21 protein-coding genes are annotated in these 26,029 nt (G+C 38.2%); 11 read left to right on the top strand and 10 right to left on the bottom strand.

All coding sequences use genetic code 11. The annotated features are described in order from the left end of the window. Positions 1-318: 318 nt before the first annotated feature. On the bottom strand, positions 319-1,296 hold the full coding sequence (locus QNI15_RS26935) for a hypothetical protein (RefSeq protein WP_314034702.1): 978 nt from the start codon (positions 1,294-1,296) through the stop codon (positions 319-321). Between the two features lie 695 nt (positions 1,297-1,991). Here QNI15_RS26935 and QNI15_RS26930 point away from each other — a divergent pair. The 4 genes from QNI15_RS26930 (at position 1,992) to QNI15_RS26915 (ending at position 5,543) form a co-directional block, all read left to right on the top strand. Then, positions 1,992-2,726 (top strand): DUF2490 domain-containing protein, encoded by a 735-nt coding sequence (locus tag QNI15_RS26930; RefSeq protein WP_314034701.1) that lies wholly within the window; start codon positions 1,992-1,994, stop codon positions 2,724-2,726. Between the two features lie 53 nt (positions 2,727-2,779). Further along, on the top strand, positions 2,780-4,468 hold the full coding sequence (locus QNI15_RS26925) for a GAF domain-containing protein (protein WP_314034700.1): 1,689 nt from the start codon (positions 2,780-2,782) through the stop codon (positions 4,466-4,468). 234 nt (positions 4,469-4,702) lie between these two features. Next, the gene (locus tag QNI15_RS26920; protein WP_314001612.1) at positions 4,703-4,999 is read left to right on the top strand and encodes a hypothetical protein; all 297 of its coding nucleotides are present in this window, start codon (positions 4,703-4,705) and stop codon (positions 4,997-4,999) included. A 352-nt stretch (positions 5,000-5,351) separates the two neighbouring features. After that, positions 5,352-5,543: a cold-shock protein gene (locus QNI15_RS26915; protein ID WP_314001614.1), complete on the top strand. Its 192-nt coding sequence runs from the start codon at positions 5,352-5,354 to the stop codon at positions 5,541-5,543. A gap of 102 nt (positions 5,544-5,645) precedes the next feature. Here QNI15_RS26915 and QNI15_RS26910 read toward each other — a convergent pair whose 3' ends face one another. From QNI15_RS26910 to QNI15_RS26900, 3 genes are all read right to left on the bottom strand, one after another. Continuing rightward, on the bottom strand, positions 5,646-6,050 hold the full coding sequence (locus tag QNI15_RS26910; protein ID WP_314001616.1) for a DUF983 domain-containing protein: 405 nt from the start codon (positions 6,048-6,050) through the stop codon (positions 5,646-5,648). Between the two features lie 137 nt (positions 6,051-6,187). Further along, a complete protein-coding gene (locus tag QNI15_RS26905; RefSeq protein WP_314034698.1) occupies positions 6,188-7,252 on the bottom strand; it encodes a serine hydrolase domain-containing protein in 1,065 nt (354 codons plus the stop codon). A 41-nt stretch (positions 7,253-7,293) separates the two neighbouring features. Further along, positions 7,294-7,674: a hypothetical protein gene (locus QNI15_RS26900; protein ID WP_314034696.1), complete on the bottom strand. Its 381-nt coding sequence runs from the start codon at positions 7,672-7,674 to the stop codon at positions 7,294-7,296. Positions 7,675-8,599: 925 nt separating this feature from the next. On the opposite strand from QNI15_RS26900, the gene QNI15_RS26895 reads away from it, so the two are divergent. The 6 genes from QNI15_RS26895 (at position 8,600) to QNI15_RS26870 (ending at position 17,193) form a co-directional block, all read left to right on the top strand. Then, positions 8,600-9,067: a response regulator gene (locus QNI15_RS26895; protein WP_314034694.1), complete on the top strand. Its 468-nt coding sequence runs from the start codon at positions 8,600-8,602 to the stop codon at positions 9,065-9,067. Positions 9,068-9,112: 45 nt separating this feature from the next. Next, on the top strand, positions 9,113-10,318 hold the full coding sequence (locus tag QNI15_RS26890; protein ID WP_314034693.1) for a hypothetical protein: 1,206 nt from the start codon (positions 9,113-9,115) through the stop codon (positions 10,316-10,318). A 368-nt stretch (positions 10,319-10,686) separates the two neighbouring features. Continuing rightward, complete coding sequence (locus QNI15_RS26885) at positions 10,687-11,937, top strand: helix-turn-helix transcriptional regulator (RefSeq protein ID WP_314034692.1); 1,251 nt, start codon at positions 10,687-10,689, stop codon at positions 11,935-11,937. 255 nt (positions 11,938-12,192) lie between these two features. After that, complete coding sequence (locus tag QNI15_RS26880) at positions 12,193-14,571, top strand: DUF5060 domain-containing protein (protein WP_314034691.1); 2,379 nt, start codon at positions 12,193-12,195, stop codon at positions 14,569-14,571. A 735-nt stretch (positions 14,572-15,306) separates the two neighbouring features. Next, positions 15,307-16,020 carry an XRE family transcriptional regulator gene (locus QNI15_RS26875; protein ID WP_313987327.1) on the top strand — a complete coding sequence of 238 codons (714 nt, stop codon included), beginning with the start codon at positions 15,307-15,309 and terminating at the stop codon, positions 16,018-16,020. Positions 16,021-16,233: 213 nt separating this feature from the next. Then, positions 16,234-17,193: a hypothetical protein gene (locus tag QNI15_RS26870; protein WP_314034689.1), complete on the top strand. Its 960-nt coding sequence runs from the start codon at positions 16,234-16,236 to the stop codon at positions 17,191-17,193. Positions 17,194-17,238: 45 nt separating this feature from the next. Here QNI15_RS26870 and QNI15_RS26865 read toward each other — a convergent pair whose 3' ends face one another. The 6 genes from QNI15_RS26865 to QNI15_RS26840 all read right to left on the bottom strand — a co-directional run bounded on the left by QNI15_RS26865 (position 17,239) and on the right by QNI15_RS26840 (position 24,995). Beyond that, positions 17,239-18,570 (bottom strand): NAD(P)/FAD-dependent oxidoreductase, encoded by a 1,332-nt coding sequence (locus tag QNI15_RS26865; protein ID WP_314001635.1) that lies wholly within the window; start codon positions 18,568-18,570, stop codon positions 17,239-17,241. Positions 18,571-19,115: 545 nt separating this feature from the next. Beyond that, a complete protein-coding gene (locus QNI15_RS26860) occupies positions 19,116-20,132 on the bottom strand; it encodes a sugar phosphate isomerase/epimerase family protein (protein ID WP_314001637.1) in 1,017 nt (338 codons plus the stop codon). Between the two features lie 368 nt (positions 20,133-20,500). Then, entirely contained in the window at positions 20,501-22,048 is a 1,548-nt protein-coding gene (locus QNI15_RS26855) for an FAD-dependent oxidoreductase (RefSeq protein ID WP_314034687.1), read from the bottom strand. A 160-nt stretch (positions 22,049-22,208) separates the two neighbouring features. Next, the gene (locus tag QNI15_RS26850; protein WP_314034685.1) at positions 22,209-22,634 is read right to left on the bottom strand and encodes a hypothetical protein; all 426 of its coding nucleotides are present in this window, start codon (positions 22,632-22,634) and stop codon (positions 22,209-22,211) included. 130 nt (positions 22,635-22,764) lie between these two features. Then, positions 22,765-23,283, bottom strand: coding sequence for a response regulator (locus QNI15_RS26845; protein ID WP_314034683.1), 519 nt, complete (start codon positions 23,281-23,283; stop codon positions 22,765-22,767). Between the two features lie 290 nt (positions 23,284-23,573). Next, complete coding sequence (locus tag QNI15_RS26840; RefSeq protein ID WP_314034681.1) at positions 23,574-24,995, bottom strand: MBL fold metallo-hydrolase; 1,422 nt, start codon at positions 24,993-24,995, stop codon at positions 23,574-23,576. A 242-nt stretch (positions 24,996-25,237) separates the two neighbouring features. Between QNI15_RS26840 and modA the strand changes: the two genes are divergently transcribed. Further along, a complete protein-coding gene (modA, locus tag QNI15_RS26835; protein ID WP_314001648.1) occupies positions 25,238-26,014 on the top strand; it encodes a molybdate ABC transporter substrate-binding protein in 777 nt (258 codons plus the stop codon). The last annotated feature ends 15 nt before the right edge of the window (positions 26,015-26,029 follow it).

Genomic DNA, 26,029 nt, shown 5'->3' with positions numbered 1-26,029 from the left:
AAAATTACAGGTACGGAGTAAAGGAACGATGTTACCATACATGTGCATTTGGGTAAGCTGGGTAGACTTGGGTAACCTCTGGGTAGGATGTAATGAATTGATAATCAGGCTGGGTAAGATGGGTAGGATTTTTGGCTGGTAACTCTTCCGGAATAAGTGGGAATGATGGGTAAGTATACACTATATATAGTATTTTTTATAGTATTCTCTATATACATATATAAGGGAATCTTACCCAGCTTACCCAGCCCTTAGTATCAGTAAGTTAATCTTACCCAAAATCCTACCCATATCTTACCCAATCTTACCCACTTTTCATTATTTCTTATCAGCGCTTTTACGTAAATTCTTACTGACAGCAGGCCAATACTCTATAGCTATCCCGGAAAGATGTTTTAGAATGTGTAGCAAGCTCCCTGTATGTAGCGAAAGAACTGAGTTGTAATCATCTTCTCTATACCCTCCAAACAAAGCCAGTGAAACAGGGATTGGACGTCCTAATGAAGATTCAATCTGCTGGACTGTTCTGGCAAATATATGAGCACATTCCATCCACTCTTCTGTGTTTAGTTGATGCCCAATATCATCTTCTTCATGGCTGTCGGCTCCATGACAAAATACCAGATAATGTAGCTGTCCAGCCAGAAATCGTTCCTGTAGCAGGAGCATTCGTATTTGCAGATCCTGTAAATACTCGGTATGTTCAGTCCGGATATTGATGTTGCATCCAGGTGGAATGGCTTTATTCAGAGTTGGGGCAAAATAACGACTGTCTTCTATGCTATTTCCAAAATGTCCATCCAGATCAATAAATGCGCCACTTAATCCTAACTCTTCATATATTTTCAGCGCAGCAATGACCTGTCCCGAAAAAGCACAGAACAAAGCACCGTGTGCAGGTATGGAATGATGAAAGCCTGATGTAGGACTTAAATAAATCCGGGAAGGATTTTGAATCGATCCCCGAATGGCATGATACAAACTGGCATTAGTATAGCGTGTGCTGTCAGCATATTCCGGACTCCAATCAATACCAAGCAGGCCCTGCCCATTGCTATGTGGCAATTGTCCCTGAAAAAATCCATCTACATACTCCTGTGTATGAGCTATATAAAAATCCTGATTGGCAAATGGTGTAAATGTGCTGTCTATCTCAAAATAATCCATCAATTGCATCTGATCCAGGTACTCTAGTAGCAGACGAGGTTTCAATGGACTTTTGGACTCACTACCTTCTCCTAAACTAGCAGGACACATTTCCTGACGATATAGTACACGTATCCTGTCGCTCTTCATAAATAGTTTTACGTCTTTTCTGATTACTAGTCATTTATTCTTTTATCCTACTATAGCGTTTCCTCAAAGATAACTATATGTCGTTTCAGGCTATGATACTAAAAGAGAATTCAGTAGACCTTATTAGGGCGTTTTGAGCAGATATACTAAAGGTTTTTAACCTTTTATTGTTCTTTATCAGGTAGTTAGATCTGTGCCGATTTGTTTTGAAAACAGCAACTATAGGTATAAACAATCAGTTGTGGTCAGAATACTTACATACTAAGACTTTTCTTAGAAAGAAATGTTTATTGGCAAATACAGTGTTTCTCTCTCATGATAAATTGAGACTAAAGCTTTATTTAGAGGTTTTTAAGTTTGTTAGAGAATATAATTTAAAGTTTTAGTGGATTTATGACAAGATACGTATGGTAATAAAAAAAATAAAAAGTAAGGGGTATACTAAGTAGTTCAAACAGGTACAATAGTAAATCAGAGCAAAAATGACATGGGTATTTAATTGATTCTTAACTTTTTGCAGGTCGTTATGCCTCTCTGCATCTTTGTATCCGGAATAAATAGATAAAGCCAGATATACCAAATAAAATGGAGCACAGAGAATGAGAGCGTGGAATAGGGCAATAACAGGTCACCTACAAGGGCAGGCGACAAGAAGTATAAGCGCAAAACAAAGGAATATTAACATATTTCAGAATATGTTTAGTAGAGGGCGCTTTGTGAGGTCTTTGAGTTTATATGTGATGACTGCCGGGTTATGGCTGACTTGTATTTCTGTATCTTATGGACAGAAGATAGTTTCCTTGCAGAAGATGTATTGGTTCCGTTATTATAATCAGCTTACTATCAGTGAAAAGTTTATCTGGCACAATGAAATCGAAAACCGGAGAAGATTTGACGTTGGTACTGAAAACCAATTGATTGGTCACTCGCATCTTCACTATAATGCAGGTACCTGGGAACCTGCTGTGGGAGTAACTCTTTCCCGTCAGCAATCCTACAATACTTCAACAGGAGTAACTTCCCGATTAGCTGAAGTTCGTCCGTTTCAGGAAATAGCACATAAACTAAAGCTATCCAAAAAGGCTTCTTTACAAAATAAGCTTCGCGTAGATGAACGGTTTTTGCATAGAACGGTTTCAGGAGAGGCCACTGCTGAAGACTCATTTGTGTTACGTCTGCGCTATCGTATCCAGCTAAACTATCAGATCAGTACCAAAGGATCTTTAAAAGTAAGTGATGAGTTATTTGTGAATACAAACAATGGTGTATGGTATGACCAGAATCGATTCTATATTGGATACGAACAAGCCTTATCCAAAACGTTTGGACTTGAGGCCGGCTATATGCATAACTACTGGCAACGGAAAGAGAATACCTATCTTGACAGACATATTGTTCGCATCACATTATCACACCGGATTCGATTATAGAATCGGTTTTAGAGAGTAGTATATTAATTGTAGGAAATAAATGGAGGTATAGTATGAGTATTTTTAAGCTAAGCCAGCATATCCGAGATTTTTCGCTGAAAAAAATTATTCCCAAGATTGGGGTAATGATTGTGTTGTTTCTAACTATTCTGACAGGATATACAATTGGTATCTATATTCAGAATAAGAAATCACTGGAAGTTGTGAACCGTATAGAAAATGTACGTATTCCTGTTAGAGCTGTTGTCAATGAGATACTTATAGGTACAAGTAAGCTGGCTGCCAACCAAAGAGGCTATTTTATGTCTGGTGACACCAAATACAAAGGAGAGCGTCTTGAAATATGGGAGAAAGAGGTAGAATTTCAGGTAAAGCGTCTGCTGGAATTTCAAAAAGATCTTTCAGCCACAGATCAGGAAAATATAAATGTAGTAATTGTAAAGCTTAACCAGTATAAGGTAGTTCAGGATGAACTGGAACAGTTTTATGATGAAAACATCGCTCCAGTACAAAATCGTATTCAGTTAGCACAGGCTTCAGATACAGCTTCTAAAGATGCACTTCTGGCAGATCTGCTTCAAAAAGCTAAATTAGATCATGAATTACATGAGTTGATTTATAATAAATCACGTAAGCTTCGTCATGACTATCAAAAGATGCTGCAGACAATCAAAGATACACAGGAAAAGGAACTGCATGCCGAAACAGAGCAAATCAATGCTGAAATTATGGTTACCAACAGTGTCATGATTAGTGCGTTGATTATTGCTGCTATTGTATGGGCAGGGTTAGGGTATATGGTTTCTAAATCTTTGAAAAAGTCTATCCAGAAACCTGTAGATATGCTTACTAAATTGCAGGCAGGAGAATTGCCAGATGATATACAACCTTCCGAAGACGAGTTAAATGCGATTATTGCAGCTGGTAATAAGGTGATACATAACATGAAAAGTGCCAGTCTATTCGCCAAAAATATAGGAGAAGGTAATTTTGACCATACTTTTCATGTGTCAGGTGAAAATGATGTGTTGGGTAATTCACTGATACAGATGAGAGATAAGTTACAACAGGTGACACTGGAAGATAAGAAGAGAAACTGGATCACACATGGATTAGCAGAACTGGGAGATATTTTGCGTAAAACAGAACATATGTCTGGTGACTTTTATGCCACTATCGTCAGCTTTATTGTCAAATATGTGAATGCAAATCAGGGAGGATTGTTTGTTACTCAGAATAACCAGCTGGAGTTGATGGCTTGTTATGCATTCAATCGCCGAAAATACCTTACTAAGACTGTTCAGCCAGGTGAAGGCTTGGTGGGACAAGCTTATCTGGAAAAAGAATTTATCTTCCTGAAGGAGGTACCTGTGGAATATCTTCGGGTTACTTCGGGTCTTGGTGATGCTCCCCCTCGTTGTATTCTCATCTGCCCATTAGTATTGAAAGATCAAGTATATGGTATTCTGGAACTGGCTTCGTTTACTGTATTTGGAGAGCATCAGATCGAACTGGTAAAGAAATTGTGTGAACAGTTGGCTTCTGTAGTATCTACTGAACAAATTAATCAGCAAACTGCCCGATTGTTACTTGCTTCACAACAACAGGCAGAAGAGTTGAGAGCTCAAGAAGAGGAGATGCGTCAGAATATGGAAGAACTTGCTGCCACTCAGGAAGAAATGTTCCGTAAAGAGCAAGAATATCTGAACCGTATTCATGAGTTGGAAGAGAAAACAGTGTAATAACTAAAAATATCCATACAAATAAATGCCAGTAGGTGAGCTATTCACTTGTCTGGCATTTTTTGTAATAGAAATCTGATTATTTTATAGAGAACCTGATTTGTGTATTTGTATGGATAAAATCTATTTGCTATCTAGCTACCTGAGTAACCTTACAAATAGAAATCCGTAGAAGTTGCAGTACAATAGCTGCAGCAAGTAGAGTGGTAATCACAAAATATATAACAAAGCTGTATGATCAAGATAAATGTAAAATATAACGGAAAGAATTATTCTAGTGAGCAGACTGGTAAACAGATTTTGCTGGATGCTAAAAAAATAATTGTAGACAAGGTAAAGAAACATGCAGAAGATACACTGCTGGAAGTAACTACACCCTTACATCCCATGATTGCCAGAGAAAATGGCTCGTTTGAAATATTGCTGGAAGATCGTGTTGGTGAGATAGGAGTGGCATTCGAGTCACATGGGTTCTCTCCTGAACTGACACAGCAAATTGCAGAGGCTCTAAACAGAAAAATAAAGCAATAGGCGAAGGCTGGATTAGACTGTCGTTAGTGGGCTTATAAAAAAGTGAAAGCAGCAGAAATGAAGCAGACCTAAGATTTTGATCAGTTTAATTTTTTCTATATCTGTACCAAATCCGTATTTAAAATCAAAGTGTAATGAAAGGCAGATAGACCTCTTCTAAATGTGCTGAAACCCATATTTAATTTTGTGGAACTAAGATGGTGTGGGAACATTGTGTAGAGAAAAAGTGCACGTTGAGATTGATCTTTTTTAATGTAGTTGCCTGATTATTAAATATTTATTGATTAAAAATTTTTCTCTTTACATATTACTTATATCTTTGTGGCATAACTTAAAAAAACACACGTAGTAAATGCAATCAGGTACAGTAAAATTCTTTAATGAAACGAAAGGATTCGGCTTCATTAAATCAGATAGTTCGAATGAAGATATCTTCGTCCACGTTTCAGGCTTAATTGACAAAATTAAAGAAAACGATCAGGTTACTTTTGAAGTAGAAAAAGGCAAAAAAGGCCTTAATGCAGTTAATGTTCAATTAGCGTAATTTTTAGACTAGATATATCTTTATAGATTATATACTATCCAAAAGAAAAGCTCCCGACTGAGAGCTTTTCTTTTTTGTATCTATACAATGACAGTATTGAGTCTATTTGGACAAGGCAGACGCCGAATGTTCGGATGTTTGAGGCTCATAGTGAAATCCTGAAAAGAAGTGAAGCCACAACACTCTTGAAAAGCGAAAAGAAAATGGGGTCGCCATAATTAACGTTGGGATAATTACGGCAAAAAACAACCATAATGGAGGTTCGTTGACAAACAGCAGTATTGCCCAGAACAAAGTGATAATCAGTGCAATGCTAAGTCCATAGCTGACAAACATAGCTCCCCAGAATGTACCTGGCTCTTTTTCATAGCGCAAGTTACATACCGGACAGTTTTCATGTGTAGCAGAGAAACGAGATATATCTTTAGGTGAATATACGAAAATATTGCCTTCACGACAGCGAGGACACTTTTCATGAAGAATGGCAGACAATTGTGAGTGTGACATAAAATTCAGAATAAATTATAGTCTACTTTATGAAGTTACATCATCTGAGTTGAAGTATTTCTCTGTCAGATGATGTAACAAAGGTAGTACATCCCATTACAAAGCTATGGTACTAAATCCGGCTTTTGTGGTATATTTTATTCTGTAGATTGAGCTACTATATCCCGAATCATAGCACGTAACTGTATACTTGCTGCATTGCTGATTTTATGTTCTGTTCGGGTAAAAATGATACCTGCCAGTTTATGTTTGGGATCTTGCCAGGGATGTGTGCCAAATAATCCCGGACTACTGGTTTCCTGAATTGTACCTGAGACATCAACTATATCCAGCCAGTTGCCGATACCATATCTCACTGAAGCAGAAGGTTGACCAGAAGTAGGATTTGTCGGATAGGGAGTGTTTTCGATAACAGCTCCATTTGTCTGATCTTTTTGCATCTCTGCAATGGCGCTTTCACTCAAGACGCGTTTATTTCTGAATACACCTTTATTTACAATCATCTCTAAAAAGTTGAGATAGTCACGAGCTGAGGTACGCACACCACCTGCTATCAGTGGATTCTTGGGGCTTGCCAGGATATATTGAGCCTGCATCGAACAGGGTATGGCAATTTTTTCATTAAAGATTGTTTGCCATGCCTTTCCTGTTACAATTTCTGCTATGCGTCCTGCAATATGCATACTGGCACTTCCATAATTAAATGTTGTGCCGGGAGGATGTGTCAGTGCTGTATGTATTGCCAGCGAATCTACTGCCTGTACCAATGTCAGATCATTACGATATTCATATTTCTCTGGTGAGTCACCTGGAAAACCAGATGTATGAGAAAACAATTGCCGTATGGTAATGCTACCCTTATGGTATTGAGTAAACAGCGGTAAAAATTTACCTACCGTATCATTCAGGGATAATTTGCCTTCGTCAACCAAGGTTAGTATTAGCGCGCCAGAAAGCCACTTTGAGGCTGATGCAATTACTCGTTTATCATTCATAGTCAGATTAATCTCTTTCTTATATATAAGCTGACCATTTTGTGATACCAACACTACTACATTGTCTTTATAGACAGAGACATTATTTTTAATAAATGCATCCACTGTTGAGAAGTTATACGGACTATCAATTGGATTGACTGCATCCGTACAACAGGAAAATAGAAGTAGTATACTCACATAGGTGAGTAGTGTTTTTGCTTTCATAGTTGTTGTTGTGTTGATTAGTATACTACTGATTGAAAGTATTATTGTTTACGTCTATTTTCTTTGAATTCTTCTTTCATCTCTTTCTGAAATGCTTCATAGGTCTTATACTGTTCTTTATCAAGTACAGCTTTCATCTGTCTATCTCTTGTAGACTTTATATCCTTGTATTTACGATATTTTGAGAGCTTGGAATCATCGGAATTACGTAATGTGGCAAGCTGTTCAAAATAGGTCCTGTTAATGCTTTCTACTTTTACAAATTGATCCTCGGATAAGTTGAGCTTTTCTTTGTAAGCTTCATAGCGAGCCTTCAATTCCTGCTTTTGTTCTTCTGTAAGTTTTGATTGAGCAGACACTTGTCCAACCGATAGCAGAGTCAATAGTACAAGAGAAGAGATAACTAGATACTTTTTCATCATTGTGTATGGGATAAATTGCGAAGGATATGTTTATAGTAATACCATTTCCTGGTTAGATAGATAAGAATAGTGTTGGTTTAAATTGTATGAGTTCAGACTTCATAAATTTTTCTTTCTATCTGAATTGAAGAGCAAGACTATCTTCAGTGTTTCGCCGGACTACATGTTCTGGAAAGTGATTTCGCTACCGGAAGATTAATGAGAGAGATAGATATAGTAGCTGAAGGATAGTAAATGGTTGACAATCAGTAGGTATAATGTATGGAAATGAATAGAGCTACATAATTTGCAGGCACAGAGTGAAAATTATGACGTTTTATATTTGTCGGATAATCAGTTAGTTAGCTAAGTGTGGGTAGTCAGTGATATAAAAGCCCTATAATGGAAACATTTTGTAACAAATGGGACATTTTCGCTGTAGAAAATGTTATATGTATGAAAGTCAGTGAATTGTGACTTTACAAGTTATATGATTGTAGTACCTTTGTATTGTAAGTCAAGCAGACATATCCTCAGACACCAGGTCTGATCATAGATATAAAAATAAAATTTAGGTTGTAAGTGGTTTGTTACTAAAATTCCTCGGTGGTTTCCGCCGGGGAATTTTTGTTTTTACACGTGTAAACAGCCAGTAGCAGCCAAGTCAGTTGATAATGTAAAGAAAGAAAGTGGAAAAAGAGTTTTTTACTATGCAACGTCATGAGTATTTCTCTATTCCTCAGAATGAGATGAATACAAATCACAGTATTGAGCAAACTCCTAATTAGTAAGCTTATGTTCTATTTTTTATAAAGTTAAAATCCTTATACAGAGGTTTATTCAACCCTTGTCCACCTTTTTGTCACAGCGTTTTTTTCATACAGCAGATAGTAAATGATATGTTTACTAAATCCATATCTCTTGATTGGAAGACACCTGATTGAAAATGAAATACTTTGTGCATAACTCTTTTGAAGTAAGTAGTTTATCTATGAACTCATTAAATACGAAACTATATACATCCTTCTCAAATGCACTTGTTATTGATGATGATGTAGTGGATTCTCAGATCACCAAAATAGTCTTAACCAAATCCGGATTTGCCAAAAATGTAATCGTATACAATTCCATTCCCACTGTTATTGAATATCTTGGAGTTGTATCTTCAGAAGAATATCCTCAGAGTGTATTTCTGGATATGGACATGTCGTATCAGAAAGGTTTCGACTTTCTTCGCTTTCTGGAAAATTATCCTTCTTTCCTCAAGGAGAGTTGTTATCTGTATGTACTGAGTAGTTCATTTACTATGATGGATATAAAACGACTATATAGCTTTTCCCGTGTTCGTAAGTTTTTGCAAAAGCCTATAACAAGGCAATTGGTTTGGAAGCTCATGGATTCTTTGGAGTCCTGAAAAATTCTGTCTTCCTGTGTGATCACTTACAACCTGACTGATTGAATGGTTCCTTTATTCTTGTCTACTGTTTTATTATTTGTTTCTTTATCTCTTATTAGTCTGCTGATCTTCCTGTTATGCGCTATAATGCTGGAAGGAAAGTTCTTATATCCTTCATTGCTTACCAAATGGCTGGTGAATAAGAAAAAGTATGAAGGTATGGATGAGCAGTTAGCTATATCTGATTCTGTGTTTGGGGTGGATGATCACGTTTTTATAGAAAGTTCTTCTCAACAGATTGTATTACCACAGGGAGAACAACAAACAAAAGCTTTACTGGATTTGTCTCTCCAGTTAAATAAAGACATATATAGCCTGGAAAAGGTTTGTTATGAAACACTTGAGTTTTTACTGCCCTATATATCTGCTTACCGTTGTACTATTTTTGTTCCTGCATCTCCAACCGATTCGCTTGCAATTCAGGAAATTTCTACTCTTGAACTAAAAGCCTTAGCTTTTTTTGATGAGATGGTATCTGTAGACAGTACATGGGTAGACAATAAATGTATTATCCATACTTCACTTATTGGGCAGGCCTACCACTCCGGCAAGAATATAGAATTGAACCTTACCAGCATTCTATCCAGACTACAGGAGATGGATTATACTGAGACTTCAACTAATCCGGATGCTGATTTATTCACTTTTTATGATCCTTTATACGAAGCCTTATTAAATAAGCCTTTGTGCGTAAACGGCTTGAAAGAGAAAGTGACAGAAACGAATTCTTTAAAAGCTTGTTTCCTTCTGATAGTTCCTTTCAGGCAGGCTAATCAGACAGAGGCTGTCCTGGAATTGCGAGGGTTTGACAGCTTTAGTACTTCTCAAACTGTATTCATAGAAAAAACCGGTGAGTTGGTAGCTACCTTACTTGCTGGAAGAAGAACTCTTTTTCAGCAGGTTAAATCTTCTATGAAACAAGTCATGGCACTACATAATGCTGCTGAGATGAATATAAAAGCAGAAATTATTCAAAAAGAAATAGAGCATCTAAAATATCTGCAGAAGGAATTGATGGGTGATCTTCAGGCTGCCCGTAAACTTAACAATGAAAATACAGATAAGCTTTTGGTCTTAACTATGCAGAATGAGCTTTTAGCTGATCTGGTAAAAGATTTGAGTGTGAGAGAATCGGAATTATTGCATGCGCTATTGCTAAAAGAACAACAGTTAAAAGTATACTATGAGTACAAGCCCCATGATAACTAATCTATATTGTTTTACTCCCTGATGATTCTGCTAGTTATGATAGCATAGTGTCAGGTTTTCAAAAATCTACTATAAAGTCTCCTATAACCTCTTCCGGAATACTATCCACTATTAACCCATAAAACACATTTCTTATCAGATTTACCCAGACAACTGATTGTAACATTGCCTATTGTGCTTCCCGCCTTTATGTTTAATTTTAGTTACTTTTCTACTAGGAGATACAGACTAGCTCTCTATAAACAAGATTACGTCTTGGGATAACTTTTATAGTGCGGCTTGTCTGTTGTTAAATGAGTATAAGCAGTTGTATATACAGTTCGTCTACTGTATTGGATGGTATATCTGACAGATAATTGAAGTATACAATGACAGCCGCAAAACAGTTTATCCGCAAACAGGCTCTCTTTCTGGGAGTTGTTATCATTATTATTCTACTTCTGTTAAATATAGTATTTACATATCGCAACAACAGAATTATGCAGGAGAATAGACAGTTGCAAAAACAAGCAGAAGAGATAAAGGTAGCGGTATCTCAGGCAATTTATATCATACATAATGCTGACCTTGCTTTGCGGGGATATGCTTTGTTTAAAGATACCAGGTATTTACCCCCTCTCTACTTTGCCAATGAAGACAAAGATTCTATCTACCTGACAATTGAACAGCCTTTGCGGAAGCAAAATTATCCACTTACAGAATTTTACCAATTGAAAGATTCTATTAATGCCTATGTTCATTTATGTATGGACATGAAAGTGTTGTTTGATCAGAAAAACTATCGTGAATTTGAACGTTTGGCCAATCTGGATAAGGGATATCATTTATGGCTTCAATATGAAAGGTTTATGCGAACCATTCATGGCTACGAGGATACTATCAATCTCAATTCACAACGCCGATATGATGAGGCTGAGAAAAGGATCTATCTGGTGCAGTTCCTCCTGCTTCTTTTGTGTGTGCCTACATTGCTCTTTACTGCTTTTCATACTCATAAACGGCTCATAACGGCTGAGCGACTTAAGGAAGTTAGGGAGGAAAATGCACGTTTACTTGCTGAACAGAATATGACCTTGGAAAAAGTGGTTGTAGAACGAACTGCAGAGATTGCCAGACAGAATAAGGAACTTAAAGAGAAGCATCAGCAAATTATTGTACAGAATATAACATTAAGGGAAACACAACGGCAAAAGCTGGAAATATACACACAGACAATACTTGAAAAAAATCAGATCATTGAAACTATACAGTATGAACTGGAAGAATTAAAAAATAATCGGTCTGAAAGTGAGGGCTCTGTTGATACTGAAATTGTTGAAAAGATAAAGGTTATCTTACAATCCCGAATCCTTACAGAGGAATCCTGGCAGCAGTTCAGAACAGACTTTGAAAGTGTATATCCTCTCTTTTTTGCTACTTTACATTATCACTATTCTGATATCACTCAGGCAGAGCTTAGACTTTCTGCTTTAATCAAACTTAATTTATCCCTAAAAGAGTCTGCAACTATTCTTGGAATTGCTCCTGAGAGTGTAAAGAAAGCCCGGCATCGGCTTAGAAAAAAATTACAGGTAGAAGAGGAGGAAACACTGGAGAAGTTTATTCAGACATTAGCCTGAACTATTGTGTGAAGTTACATACTATGGAAGACTGTACAATCTTATCATTGTATAACACAAAGCTGTACTTATCTTTTTTACTACTCCAATTTGTGGTACTATTATTTCCAGAAATAGATTGATAGTTAGAAAAGCTAATCCCAACGATTGTTTCCAGTATTGCAATTGGACTCCACTTACAAAATCAGGTTTACACAGACTCCTCCATTAAATTAACCTCTCATGAAGAGACTCTTTATCATAGTAAGTATGTGTATGTTTCATATATACACAGGTGTTGCAGGCATTATTCAAGCTCCTGTTCTTAACAAAACATCATTTCAGCAGTATGAGAAGGCAGAACTAACCTTTCAGATTAGTCAAATATATAGCAATCCCTATGATCCGGATATTGTAAAAGTAGATGCTGAAATAACAACACCCGGAAATAAAACTGTAGTGGTACCCTGCTTTTATTACATTCCTGCCATATTCACTGCTAACTCAGCTACCGAAAGTGCTGCAGGAGCGTCCTGGAAGCTTCGTTATACACCTGTGCTGGCAGGCAGTTATCAAATCAGGATAAAGATTGTGGATGGCACAACGACTGTGTCTGATCCTATATCTTTTACTGTGACAGCAGGTAGTGCAAAAGGTTTTGTTCGGATTGATGCTGGTAATAAACAGTTTATGCGTTTTGATAATCAGACACCCTATTATCCTATTGGATACAACCTGTGTTGGAACAACGGAAATCTGGTAGATTTTTATCACACCTGGATTGCACAGCGTATGAGTCCTAATGGGGTGAACTGGATGCGATACTGGCTTACAGACTTTGCCCGGCAAGCACTTGAATGGAAGACTGATCATTGGTCGGGGTGGTACAATGGATTGGGAAAGTATAGCCAGTCTGCTGCAGGTATACTCGACTCAACAGTAGCATTGTGTGAGGCTAATGGCGTGTATATGCAGCTGGTATTACAACATCATGGACAGTACTCAACCAAGGTCAATCCAGAGTGGGATGATAACCCATACAATACAACCAATGGCGGTTTTCTTGCCAATGCAGGTGATTTTTTTACCAACGCAGACGCCAAAAAGCAAACACAGAAAATGTATCGTTACATTGTGGCGAGATGGGGATATTCGCCTGCTATTATGAGCTGGGAGTTGTTTAATGAGGTAGAATATTCAGACGGCACAAATACCGCAATCGATAGCTGGCATGACGAAATGAGTCAGTATCTTAAATCCGTTGACGTAAACCAACATATTGTCAATACCAGTAGTGGGAAAGATAATTCTACTCTTCCTTTGTTGAATGACAATGTTGCCATGGATCAGCTTCAGTGGCATACCTATTCAGGTAGTATTGATAAGGTTGTGTATAACCAGATACAAACATTTATTCCCTATACCAAATCCATGATGAATGGAGAGTTTGGCAGTGGAACTGAATATCCGCAGAATGGCTCACACCCGGATAACTGGGGAGATCATGTACGCAAAACCATGTGGACAAGTATGATGAGTGGAGCACCTGCTATGTTTTGGTTTTGGGATACCTATATCGAAGCCAAAGGATTATACAGTATGTATAAGCCCTTTAGCCAGTTTATGAATGAGATAGATATTGTACATGAGACGGATGGGGTATCACGTACAATTCCGTTTGCCAATAATCCGGCCATAGTAGGTACAGTCAATGTGGCTCCCGGAGTGTCAGACTGGTCAGGAACAAACAGTCCAGACCCATTTACCAGCACTATTGATGCCTCAGGTAATGCCTCCAGCACAACCACTTTGACAAATTATATTCACGGCTCCTGGCAGAATCGTAACCGGGACCTTCAATTTACAGTTACCTTTCAAGGTACAGGCTCTGTTACCTTGCAGGTCAACGACCTATCCGGTTCCGGAAACAAGACAATAGAGGTCTATGTCGATAATACGCTGAAAACAACCTGGAATGTTACAGCTAAAGGAGTATTTACGATAGGCTCTCTCCCTGCCGGACAACATGTGATTCGGCTATTTAATTCTGGTCAGGATTGGATACAGTTTGGTCAGATTCAGTTTAGCAATGTGGCTATTCGTCCGTTGGAGGCATTTGGGTTTACAGGTACTAAAAAGGCCTATGGGTATGTGAACAATACATCCTATGGTGAGTGGGCTGACTCTACAACTATTACCGTAATCAGTAGTGCTTCCCTAAAGATTGGAAAGATGGAGAGAGGAATCTATGATGTTTCATTTATGAATCCAGTAACAGGTGATTTGGTAGGCCAGAGCCAGATTACAGCAACAACAGATTCTCTTACTGTCCTTTTGCCTTCATTCCGAAAAGATCTGGCGTATAAGATAGCCTACATATCTCCTGGACCTACTGCTACAGAGAAAAATACAAGTACCTTCGGATTATTGTACCCTAATCCTACTGGCAATTATTTAGTTATTGAGGTGGAAGATGCAACAACAATTCGTTCAGTAGTGGCATATACGCTGTTAGGTACTTCCTATAAGCTCCCCTATACGGCACAAGGTAACAAATGTTATGTGAATACATCTCAGCTGCCTTCAGGTCAATACTGTCTCACTTATACAACACACAACGGGCGAAAAGCTTCATCCCGTATTATCAAGCAGTAGCATGGTGCATGTTATTCAAAAATGATTCAACCTGAATTTCAGATAAAGGCTTACCAGGTCTGATATATATTCTCAGACCTTTTTTCGTGTCTCTCTACAATAGTTATAGCAAGTCTTGTTCTTGCGTTTTATCTAGGACGAAACTTGCTTTGCATATAATTCACCGCATTGATCAGAGTGATCGGAATTCAAGGCAGTTGGTTGTTTGCGGTGAATTCCGATCAGATTTTGTTTTTGCGGTGAGTTATGCGCAAACAAAAAATTGATCGGAATTCTGGTCAAAATAAAAATTGCCATGAATAAAACGCAATCTCTTTATTAATCAAGCCGACTGCCTTACCTCCACTAAAAAATAGTTTGCCGTGAACTATACGCAAACCGGGAAACCTCCTTTAAAGCTTGTTACATCCTCTTATTTAAATTTAATGAATCGGGTTTATATAAAAAAAGAATTGATGATCAATAAGATGGACGATATGAATATCTGTTTTTGATATTTTTTTATTGAAAAGTATTGTTGTTTGTTATTTTTGCTGACATGAAAGAGTGCATGGCTGTTTGTTAGTATTCTTTTTTTATCATTTAATGACTTGTTTATAGCTTTTTTTAGTGTAATGGATATGGAGTAGTAATTGATTGTATTGTTTTTGTATTGATTCGTCAGGGCTTATACTGAGGCTATTTCATTTCAAAAGGTCTGGGTTATTTTCATTATCGTTTACATACTTGTTTTCTATGTCTCAAAACCGCGCTATTCGTTTATCAAAACTTCGTCGACAATCTGGCCTTACTTTGCGGGAAGTATCTGAAAAAATAGGGCTATCCCACGGTCGTATTGATGCGTATGAATCTGATTCTTCTATTAAGATCAAACGCCATATTCTGGATGCACTGGCAAGTTTGTATCATACCACTGTAGATTTTATTGAAGAAGGAATAGAACCCGAAGGAGCAGAGACTCATACTCGAGAAGTCAATATTGCAGAAATAGATCGTTTGAATGACAGACAGATAAAACGTCTCCGAATTCCTATCATTCCTTTGTCTGTGAGTGCAACCTTTCTGGAAAATGTAGATGGTAGTTTTGTCTATGACTGGAAAGAACTTTCCAATCTGGAGCAGGAGAGTGTCGTAAAAGAGCCAGGTGTACGGTATGATGGAAAGACTGTCGTTTTTAAGGTAATCAACTATTCCATGTATCCTGCCATCAAGCCGGGGTGTCGCATTTTGTGTACCTGGGTAGAAGATGGTAACTGGCAGTATGCCCAGGGAGTTCATGTACTATCCTTGCGAACAGGCATGCTGATTGTAAAGCGGGTTCGTAAATATGAAGAAGGGCGTTTATTGCTGGTAAGTGATAATCCGGACCATGGAGAAATGTGGGTAGGACTCAGTGATGTGATTGCTATCTGGAAGGCTGAATACAAAACATATGAACTGATTGAGTAGAGTTGGCATTGTACCATTTTATTTTCAGGGTTTGCAAGGGAGTATTTTCCTGTAAACCCTGATTCATTTTAAATAGGTGTTTGTGCTTACATTCGAGGTGCTTTTCTCTTATTATTATAACGAATCTTTCTTCGTCTTTTATGCATTAGCAACATGAAACCTGGAGGTGTATAAAAGCAAATGATGAAAAGACTTATTTATACTCTGAATAGTATGCATAATATGAGAGAACGTCTGATTTGTAAGATTGTATATCTGAGCCTGAGTGTTGTGGCTATCAGTTCTGTCTCTTTTTCTCAAAACAGGTCGGGAGTTCGTTCGGCAGATTATTGTGCACCTGCTCTTAGTTATACATATGATACACTGTACTTGCCTAAAGCCAATATCGAATCAATCCTGAATGAAGATACAAGTCTGGTCCGGCGATTTTCCCGACACGATCTTCTGGTAGCCAATGCAGTTGGAATTATACCCATGCTGCAACAGTGGATAAGAGCAAAGAAAAATGTTACAACAGATACCCGATTAGAACAAATTATTATACAAAGCAAAATACAAAGTCGTTTGCATCTGGCCTCTACAGAGATTGCAAGTCTGGCTGCCGAACTGGATTGTGCCGGAGAACATGCCGATCAGCTGGCAACTTACCTGGATCAGAAAGATGAAAAACGAATCAGAAAGCTAACCATATTATCTATTGTTACTGGAGCTGTCACTACAGGCGCGACTGCTTTGGTTGATAATGAACAAACAAACAAAGTAGTAGGCATTGGAGGTGGACTTATAAGTGCTGTATTGGGAGGGATGGCTGCATTTTCATCGCATAAAACCTTGTTTGTAGAACATAAACGCAATCTGCTTACAGATATCTGGAACGAAAACCATAACCATAACTCTTCTATCTATTCTCCTTTTGTATGGTATATGTTAAATGAGAAATCATTTAGCAACACTGCTCAACTATCTGTCATTCAAAATATCCGGAAGCGATGGCAGGCGTATGCATTGAATGGGATGAACAGCCGGGAAGTAACCTTATATTTTGGCCCTGGTGGAGAGTATCAGCAAGATGATCTCCATACCAGAGCCAATATGTTAAATCAATTGCAGTCCTCTGTACGTTCCATTAACCAGGATTTGCAAAGCCTTATGTTAGCTCTCTCAGGCTGGTAGTCTATTGTAGAACGCACTAAGTTAATAATGTCACCTCTCCATTAGCTAGTTAAGTGCTTTGGGAACTTCTTCTTCTACAGGCTTATTGGATTTGGGATTGCCAATGATGAGACGTATACCTTTATCATAACTTATATAACTCCATATCCAGTTAAGAAATACAAACAGGCGGTTCCGAAAGCCAATGATTGATATCAGATGGACAAACATCCAGATAAACCAGGCAAACCAACCCTGCATTTTATATTCCTTTTTACTGATTTTCAGATCTGCAACAGCCCGGTGACGCCCAATAGTAGCCATAGATCCCTGGTCTTTATAGTGAAAGGGCTTTAAAGGTTTGCCGGTGAGGATACAGGTTAGATTTTCACCTAATAGTCTGCCTTGTTGGATAGCAGGTTGGGCCATCATGGGATGTCCCTGAGGATTGTCAGGTGTAACCATTGCTGCAATATCTCCAATGGCAAAAATATTGTTATACCCAACAACTTTGCTGTATTCGTCTACCTGTATACGTGATCCTTTGAGAATACATTTTTTATCCAGTCCTTCAATAGGGGCTCCGGATACACCTGCTGCCCAGATAAGCGTGCGAGTAATCAGTTTCTCACCAGAATCGAGCACTACAGTGTATCCATCATACGATTCTACCCGTTTGTTGAGCCACACCTTTACATTCAGCTTCTCTAAAAATTGCAGTGCTTTCAGTGATGCTTCCTCTGACATACCATTTAATATACGTGGACCACTCTGGATGATATGGATGTCCATTTTCAGAAAGTCCAGTTCTTTGTAATCATTCGGAAATACATGTTTACGCAGTTCGCTTAGTGCTCCTGCCAACTCCACTCCGGTAGGGCCTCCACCAACGATTACAAAATCAATCAGACTGTTTAACTGTTCATCATCTTCAATTTGCAACGCTTTTTCAAAGTTAGAGAGAATCGTATTTCGTAGTGAAAGGGCATCAACGATATTTTTTATAGGAATGGAATTCTTTTCAATCTCTTTGTTCCCATAAAAGTTAGTAGTAGCTCCTGTGGCAATCACCAGATAGTCGTATCTCAGAAAGCCAATAGAGGTTTCTACAACTTGAGTCTGTGTATCAACAGAAATCACCTGAGCCAGACGAAAAAAGAAATTGGGCTGTTCATCAAAGATCTTTCGGAAGGGGTAAACAATAGATTCAGCTTCCAGTCCGGCTGTAGATACCTGATACAAAAGAGGCTGAAAGGTATGGTGATTGGTTTTATCAATCAACACTACCTGTACATTTACTCCATTCAGCGATTTTGCTAGCTCTATACCTGCAAATCCGCCACCAACGATTACTACACGTGGATTTTCGGAGTCTGGAATTCTGGCTTTATTACCCATGTACTTTTTAGGAAAGATATGTCAAATGTAGAAATACAAGAATAAAAGCAAGGCTAAAAATAATTGGACCTGAATATAACTAAAGACTACAGACAGATTATCGTCTGCCTGCAAAAATATATGTCAGATTTATGTAATATTTTTTTCGGAAATCGCTTACTTTTTCTAATCGAAACGGATATAAGTATAGTATTACGAAAGACTGTTACGGAGTTACAGAACTTTGGCAGGTCAGATTAGCAATATGAATAGTGTGTAAGTATTTATTTACGTTTTACAAATTTTATCTTTATCCATACCATGAAAACTACTTATATCAACCTGGTGACTTTGTTGTCTTATTCTTTTTTAAAAAATAAAACAGTTGGTTGGGTCTTCTATTGCAGAGTGATCCTGATACTATTAGCTGTATGTTATTTTACAATTTATATGTAAGATGCCAACAAGAAGTCGTTTATACTTCTTGTTCTGACATAATAAAACAAAAAAAGACGCTGATGTAATCAATTACACCAGCGTCTTTTTTTGTTTTAGAAAATACATTCCTATCCGTTTTTTTCAAGTGCTTGGCGGCAATATTCTACACACTTGGCAACTTCCTTTACTGCTGTAGAACCTTCAGGTATCTGGTATTCCAGTTCAACAGTTCCCGGAAATGTGTACTTGTTTTTCCGCATAAGTTGTAATATATCTTTAAGGGGTGTGTCTCCTGTGCCCCAGGGGAGATTTTCTTTTCCATGAGCAGGATTTTGTCTATCTTTCAAATGGGCGCTTGCAATTCGATCATGTTTAGCCTCGAGTAGCTCCAATGCATTGTGTCCTGCTGCGGTGTAATGTCCCAGATCGCAGTTTAGGGCATTGTATTTAGATTGTCCCAAGGCTACATCCCATAAGGTAGGAGTTTGCTGAAGGTGTCCATGGTAAGCAACCAGGACTTTATGTTTCGCTGCTATATTTGCCAGGCGCTGGGTTTGAGCTGAATCTGTTGGCATTTCCAGAGTAACGTGGGTGGCGCCCAATGCTTTTGCTGCTCGCAGGCCATAGTCGATTTCGCTATCTGTATTGTTAACTCCAAATGCATTAGGCTTATATGCATATATGCTTACTCCTGCAGCTTTATATAGGCTACGAAGCTGTTCAAACTTGTCCATAGCAACTTTTGCCCGCCAGTCTGCTATGTCTTTGGCCTTGGCTGCCTGTTCCGCTTTTTGCTCAGGTGTTAGTTCTGGTCGTTGACCTGGAGTTCCTCTGAAAGGCTGCATCGGCTCTGTAGAAGCATGGGGTGCTCCTGCAAACGCTTCAGCTACGTTGCCCATCAATTCAATGGCGCTGATATTACACTCAATACAGTATTGGAGAATTTGTTCGGCATTGCTGGGTAAACTTCTGAATGAGTATGTGATGACACCTATCTGAACTCCATTGAATTTTGAATTGGGTTTACCCAGATTTTTCAAAATCGCAGGAGCACTAAAAACAGATTGTGGCAAAAGAACTGCTCCTGTTAAGGCTGTTGTTGCCGTTTCCAGGAAATTACGTCTTGTGAGTAGTGGCTGTTTCATACACAATGGGAGAGAGGTGAATAACTATACTATTGACAGTATATGGTTTTCAAAGACTTTATTACGGGTAAAGTAAATCTAAAGGATAAAATAGTTTATTGTGTTTAGGATAGAGACATCCTGATAGGATGAGTTCTTATTTATAAAGTACAAAGATTTATTAGACTCTTGCAATTGATTTAGGCTTTTTATACTTTATTTTCGACAGGCAGGTCGTTTTTACCTACAATTGGTCGTTATAAGTAGTCTGGTTATGAGGGAGTAACTAGAAGAAGTGAGAGTAAATAGTCTAACTTCAATGGCAAATAGTGAGATAAATGTATCTAAAGAACAAGAGGGTACAAGCTGATACTTGTACCCTCTTGTATCTATTCTCCGTCGGCCTCTTCCAGTTCATCTATATTGATTTTTTCAAGATTGCTACGTGCTGGTCCTGTCAGGAGTTCGCCATCACAGGAAAAACGAGAGCCATGACATGGGCAATCCCAGCTTTTTTCAGCACTATTCCAGGCTACAGCACATTTAGCGTGAGGACATGTTGGATTTACAGCATGTATTTGTCCGCGTTCATCTTTATACATAGCAATGGAAGTTCCTTCGTATTCTACCACTCTGGCTTCATCATGTGCCAGTTCGGCCAGTTCTTTCAGATCGCTTTGAGAAAACCATTTACTTGCAAATTCTTTAATTACGTCTACTTGTTCTTTTACAAAAGAAGTAAATCCAGCTACAGGTTTCACCCGACCAGGAGCAAACAGATCCTTATAAGAGCTTTGACCTGTAGTTAGCAGATCAGTAAGTACAATGGCCGCTACTGTACCAAAGGTCATTCCATTACCACTATAGCCAGTGGCAACATACACATTGTCGGAAGCACCTGGTAAGTGACCTATATACGGAAGTCCATCCGTAGTTTCAAAATATTGTGATGACCATCGGAATGCAATCTGATCTACTGCAAAATGCTGTCTTATATGGCTTTCCAGGTTGCGGAAACAAATCTCCGTATTTTCCATATGAGCAGTTTTATGATCTTCGCCTCCTACAATCAAATAACGTTGGCCATTTATTTCCTGTGTACGGTAATAATGATAAGGGTCTTCCATGTCATATACCAAGCCATCAGGATACTGCTCTTCGTTGTGTAATGTTACGGCCAGTACATAACTTCGATAGGGTGCACAACGAAAATGAAGCAAATTTACACCCGGTGGTATATGGGTAGCATATACGAGTTTCCTTGCCTGAATAATGCCCTGTGAAGTAGTTACCTGAATACTATCACCTTCATCGATGTTGGTAACCTGACAATGTTGCAATAAAGTTCCTCCCATTTTCTCAAACGCTTGTGCTAAGGCAAATACATATCGGGTGGGATGAAACTGCGCTTGTTTGTCAAACACTACTGCTTTTGGGTATGTAACAGGTAGTGGAATCTGATCTGTATACTCGATAGAAATCCCAACCTTACGAGAAGCTTCAACTATTTTGTCTAAATACTTTGCCTGCTCTTCATTTTGGGCAAACAGATAACCCGGTACTTCTTTAAATGCACAATTTGCCTGATAGTCAGAGGCTAGTCGCTTGATCGTGTTAATAGCTTCTAGAGTAATACCAGCTACCATTTGAGCACTTTTCTCTCCAAAATCATTAATTAAGGTGTGATAATCTGTATCAAGCATAGTGTTCAGATGGGCTGTTGTTCCTCCTGTAGTCCCAAACCCAATGGAGTGGGCTTCTGCAACTATACAGTTCTTACCAGATTTTTGTAATAGAAGAGCTGTCGTTATACCTGTGATTCCTCCTCCAACGACCAAAACATCATAAATTTTATCAGATTTCAGAACTTGATTTTCAGACTTATAATCAGGCATCTGATCTTGCCATAGGCTGGTTGTTTTTCCATCTCTTCTCATCGCTAGTTAATTTTATAGGGTGTATTACCTATAGATAAAAAAGAATGCCTATGGGACAGACATGAGTATTGTATATGTAGCTATACTTCCACACTTATTTTTCAAAGTGTGGAGTGCACAATTTTTATGCTGTTTAGCCATATTTTTGCTGTAGAATTTCTCAGGATCTTACAATAATCCTGTCCTGGTCGTTCATAGGAGGTGCTGATCCTTCATGATTTAGTAGTCCTTTAGTATCTCTTACCTGATCATCTACTTGTCTATGGATGTCTAGTTGCAGAAGAACGCTTTCAAGTTCTGCCGCAGGGCTGTCAACGATCTGCATGATATCATTGGCAAAGGACCTGTAGGACAGATTCTGTGTTATATAAAAATGTAATAATTCGTGACTGGCCTCATATAGATGCCTCATCAAAGTGAAGCTTTCCTGAAGGTCCTGATTCTGGAGATTGTCAATTTGTTCATCACATCCATTCTGATAGTGTATCGCCAATTGGAGATGATAGACAAACATATTCTTTAATTCTGAGTCCTTCTGCACTTTATTGAGCAACCATTGAAGGTTTGCTGGTTGTGAGTAAGTCATTTGCATAAAGCCTCCTTTCATTTAGTTACCCGTATTCCAATAGATATTCAGAGACCTGTATAAACATCGCAACAGTCCAAATATCTTTATATAGAATGTAAAAGATGGTGCCTCCGCTAACAGGTACATGTTAAATCTGGGTAACCAGCTTTAAATCTATAGCTGTAAGAGGTTTTAATAAGCAATCTTTAACAAGTGGATATTGCTGTGCACGCTGAAGATCATATTGATTTACATAGGCTGTAAGCAGGCAAACGCCTACTTTGATACCTGTGTCTTTGGCACTGGGAACAGTTCTGAATAATTCCATTAGTTTATCCAGAAATTGCCATCCATCAATACCAGGCATAATAATATCAAGAAATATCCAGTCTGGTAAAGAAGTATAATTACCCAAAAGGAAGTGCTTGCGAATAAGAGTAAGAGCAGAAACAGCAGAAGAAAAACTTTGTAGCTTTACTTTTGCCTTTGATTGTGTATCTGTTGGAAAGAGCTCAGCTTGTTTGTTACTTTCTGTATCTGATGTGTATAGTGGATGGGTGTATTCAACAGGAATAGAAAGAAGCTGATTTTTACCGACTGTTTTTTCGAGTTGTTTTTCAAATATTAGTCGGGAGGTTTCGTCATCGTCAATTAAATAGTATAGCATAATTTATAAGACTGTTTTGTTTGAAACTATGCACCATCCTGAATATTATTCAGGGAAATTATCTGAAAACAACTGTCAATAAACAAAACAGGATATAAAGAGAGTATAAAAAAAGACATTTGTTTAACTCTCAAAAAAAGCATGCCCTTACGAAGAATGAGCAGAGATTTCAGATAAGACTGAAATAGATTGTAATGAGGATAACAGGAGGGATTGGAAGGATGCTTATTCTTCTTTTTTGATCCTTCCTGCAAAAGAGAGGTTTTTACAGGAAGGATTTAGCCATTCTTTTATAGAAGAGTTGTAGGGCAGACATACTCTGTTAAAGGAACTTTATTAACAGACTTAATGGCAGAAAACCCACCTTTTACATCTACCAAATTTTGAAAGCCACGAGCTTTTAATATAGAAATAGCTGTCATAGATCGATAGCCACCTGCACAATGCACATAATATGTTTGTTCAGGCTTAATTTGTGACATGTATTGATTAAGAAAGTCTAAAGGTAGATTTTCAGCACCTACAATGTGCTCAGAATCGTATTCGCTCTTTCTTCGCACATCCAAAACTGCTAGCTTGGATTTTTCAATAAGTAGTTCCGAGAATTGTTCTGCTGAAATGGATTCTATCTGATCCGTTTCCATCTGAGCTACTTTCCAGGTTTCAAAACCACCCTCCAGATAACCTATACAGTTATCATACCCTACACGTGCCAGACGAGTAATCGTTTCCTGTTCTTTTCCTGATTCTGTGACCAGTAAAATCGGTTGTTTCAAATCGGTTATCAGTGTTCCTACCCAGGACGCAAACTGCCCGTCCAGACCTATATTGATCGAATCAGGAATGAATCCTTTGGCAAAAATCTGTGCGGGTCTGACATCCAGTATAATGGCGTCTGTTGTGTTTGCTATAGCTTCAAATGTACCATGAGAAAGTGCCTTATTACCTCGTTCAATAACCTTATCCAGCTTTTCATATCCTTTTATATTGAGTAATACATTATATGGAAAATAACCAGGAGGAGGCATTAATCCATCCAGAACTTGCTGAATAAATTGTTTTTTGGTAAGGTTGGGATTTAGTGCATAGTTGTGTTTTTTCTGATTACCGAGAGTATCAGTCCTTTCGTTGCTCATTTTCTTACCACAGGCACTGCCTGCTCCATGACCTGGATAAATAATAATGGTATCAGATAAAGGAAGTATTTTGGTATGCAGAGAATCATATAGATGTCCGGCAAGTTTTTCTTCTGTTAGTCCGCTGATTACATGCTGCGCCAGATCCGGACGTCCTACATCTCCAATAAAAAGAGTGTCTCCGGTAAATATAGCTACTTCTTTCCCTTGTTCATCCAATAAAAGATAACACGTAGATTCCATGGTGTGTCCAGGTGTATGAATGGCCCGAATACTGATTTTTCCTATTCGAAACTCTTGGCCATCTTTGGCAATAAGGGCTGGATAGGCAGGTTGTGCGGATGGTCCAAACACAATCTCTGCTCCGGTTTTTTCAGCCAGATCCAGATGCCCTGATACAAAATCTGCATGAAAGTGTGTTTCAAAAACATATTTGATTATGACATTATCCTGGTTTGCCCGTTCAATAAAAGGTTGGATATCCCGTAGTGGATCTATGACAGCAGCTTCTCCGTCTGAAACAATGTAGTAGGCAGCTTCTGCTAGGCAGCCTGTATAAATTTGTTCGACTTTCATGGTTAGTAGTTGGTTTCTAATGAAATTCTGAATACTGTACGATACAAAAATAGGATCTCTGAACTATGCGTTATGTAATATTTAGTACACTAAAAGATGATTCTTGTCAGATTTTCAGCAAGACAGAATGATACTTTATGAAATGAGATACTTTCTCTATCACGAGTTTGAATGAGCAACCCCTTTTTAGTAGGATAGTACCTTTCATGCCTTATTTTTGTGAAAGCAACTACTTCAACACAATGAAATATACAATTCTTGGATTACTCGTTTTCTCATTATTTGGAAATGGGGTATCTTCTGTAAAGCCTTCTACTCCCCAAGAAGAAGAAATTACTATTGCGGCTGCTTCTGATCTGCGATTCGCAATGGATTCACTGGTGACAGTCTTTAAAAAAACGTATCCATCTTATAAAGTGACTGTTATCTATGGTTCTTCGGGTAAGTTCTTCCATCAGATTTCCAATGGGGCTCCCTTTGATATATTCTTCTCTGCTGATAAAGAGTATCCCCTTCAATTACAGGAAAAAAAGCTTACTGCCTCCTCTGTGAATCTCTATGCTATTGGAAAACTTGTGCTATGGAGCAAGAAACTTAATCCAGTGACCAAAGGAATGAATACAGTACTTGATCCTTCAATCAACAAAATTGCGATTGCTAATCCGGAACATGCTCCTTATGGGAAGAAGGCTAAGGAAAGTCTCATTCACTACAAATTGTATGATAAGATAAAGTCTAAACTGGTATTGGGTGAAAATATCTCACAGACTGCACAATACATATCTGTTGGCGCTGCTGATATTGGGATTGTTGCCTTATCATTGGTGATGAGTCCTGAACTTCAGAATCAGGGAAAGTATTATGTTATTCCAGATACTACACATACTCCTCTGGAACAAGCGTATGTAATTTTAAAGCGTGGTAAAAAGAAAAAAGGGACACAACTATTTTCTACTTTTATAAGCTCTCCCTCTGCTAAGTCCCTATTACAAAAGTTTGGCTTTTCTCTTCCTAAGTAGCATATTAACAGGTAC

It is taken from the genome of Xanthocytophaga flava, from assembly GCF_030068545.1.
In the GTDB taxonomy this organism is placed as follows: domain Bacteria; phylum Bacteroidota; class Bacteroidia; order Cytophagales; family 172606-1; genus Xanthocytophaga; species Xanthocytophaga flava.
This window is presented reverse-complemented; position numbering and strand designations above follow the sequence as displayed.

Bases quoted from the DNA above. Each gene is read 5' to 3' on its own strand.
- QNI15_RS26930 (WP_314034701.1), top strand. From the start codon at position 1,992: ATGTTTAGTAGAGGGCGCTTTGTGAGGTCTTTGAGTTTATATGTGATG.
- QNI15_RS26890 (WP_314034693.1), top strand. From the start codon at position 9,113: ATGGTTCCTTTATTCTTGTCTACTGTTTTATTATTTGTTTCTTTATCT.
- QNI15_RS26920 (WP_314001612.1), top strand. From the start codon at position 4,703: ATGATCAAGATAAATGTAAAATATAACGGAAAGAATTATTCTAGTGAG.
- QNI15_RS26870 (WP_314034689.1), top strand. From the start codon at position 16,234: ATGCATAATATGAGAGAACGTCTGATTTGTAAGATTGTATATCTGAGC.
- QNI15_RS26855 (WP_314034687.1), bottom strand. From the start codon at position 22,048: ATGAGAAGAGATGGAAAAACAACCAGCCTATGGCAAGATCAGATGCCT.
- QNI15_RS26860 (WP_314001637.1), bottom strand. From the start codon at position 20,132: ATGAAACAGCCACTACTCACAAGACGTAATTTCCTGGAAACGGCAACA.
- QNI15_RS26875 (WP_313987327.1), top strand. From the start codon at position 15,307: ATGTCTCAAAACCGCGCTATTCGTTTATCAAAACTTCGTCGACAATCT.
- QNI15_RS26845 (WP_314034683.1), bottom strand. From the start codon at position 23,283: ATGCTATACTATTTAATTGACGATGACGAAACCTCCCGACTAATATTT.
- modA (WP_314001648.1), top strand. From the start codon at position 25,238: ATGAAATATACAATTCTTGGATTACTCGTTTTCTCATTATTTGGAAAT.
- QNI15_RS26905 (WP_314034698.1), bottom strand. From the start codon at position 7,252: ATGAAAGCAAAAACACTACTCACCTATGTGAGTATACTACTTCTATTT.
- QNI15_RS26865 (WP_314001635.1), bottom strand. From the start codon at position 18,570: ATGGGTAATAAAGCCAGAATTCCAGACTCCGAAAATCCACGTGTAGTA.
- QNI15_RS26935 (WP_314034702.1), bottom strand. From the start codon at position 1,296: ATGAAGAGCGACAGGATACGTGTACTATATCGTCAGGAAATGTGTCCT.
- QNI15_RS26840 (WP_314034681.1), bottom strand. From the start codon at position 24,995: ATGAAAGTCGAACAAATTTATACAGGCTGCCTAGCAGAAGCTGCCTAC.
- QNI15_RS26880 (WP_314034691.1), top strand. From the start codon at position 12,193: ATGTTTCATATATACACAGGTGTTGCAGGCATTATTCAAGCTCCTGTT.
- QNI15_RS26925 (WP_314034700.1), top strand. From the start codon at position 2,780: ATGAGTATTTTTAAGCTAAGCCAGCATATCCGAGATTTTTCGCTGAAA.
- QNI15_RS26895 (WP_314034694.1), top strand. From the start codon at position 8,600: ATGAAATACTTTGTGCATAACTCTTTTGAAGTAAGTAGTTTATCTATG.
- QNI15_RS26850 (WP_314034685.1), bottom strand. From the start codon at position 22,634: ATGACTTACTCACAACCAGCAAACCTTCAATGGTTGCTCAATAAAGTG.
- QNI15_RS26900 (WP_314034696.1), bottom strand. From the start codon at position 7,674: ATGATGAAAAAGTATCTAGTTATCTCTTCTCTTGTACTATTGACTCTG.
- QNI15_RS26910 (WP_314001616.1), bottom strand. From the start codon at position 6,050: ATGTCACACTCACAATTGTCTGCCATTCTTCATGAAAAGTGTCCTCGC.
- QNI15_RS26915 (WP_314001614.1), top strand. From the start codon at position 5,352: ATGCAATCAGGTACAGTAAAATTCTTTAATGAAACGAAAGGATTCGGC.
- QNI15_RS26885 (WP_314034692.1), top strand. From the start codon at position 10,687: ATGACAGCCGCAAAACAGTTTATCCGCAAACAGGCTCTCTTTCTGGGA.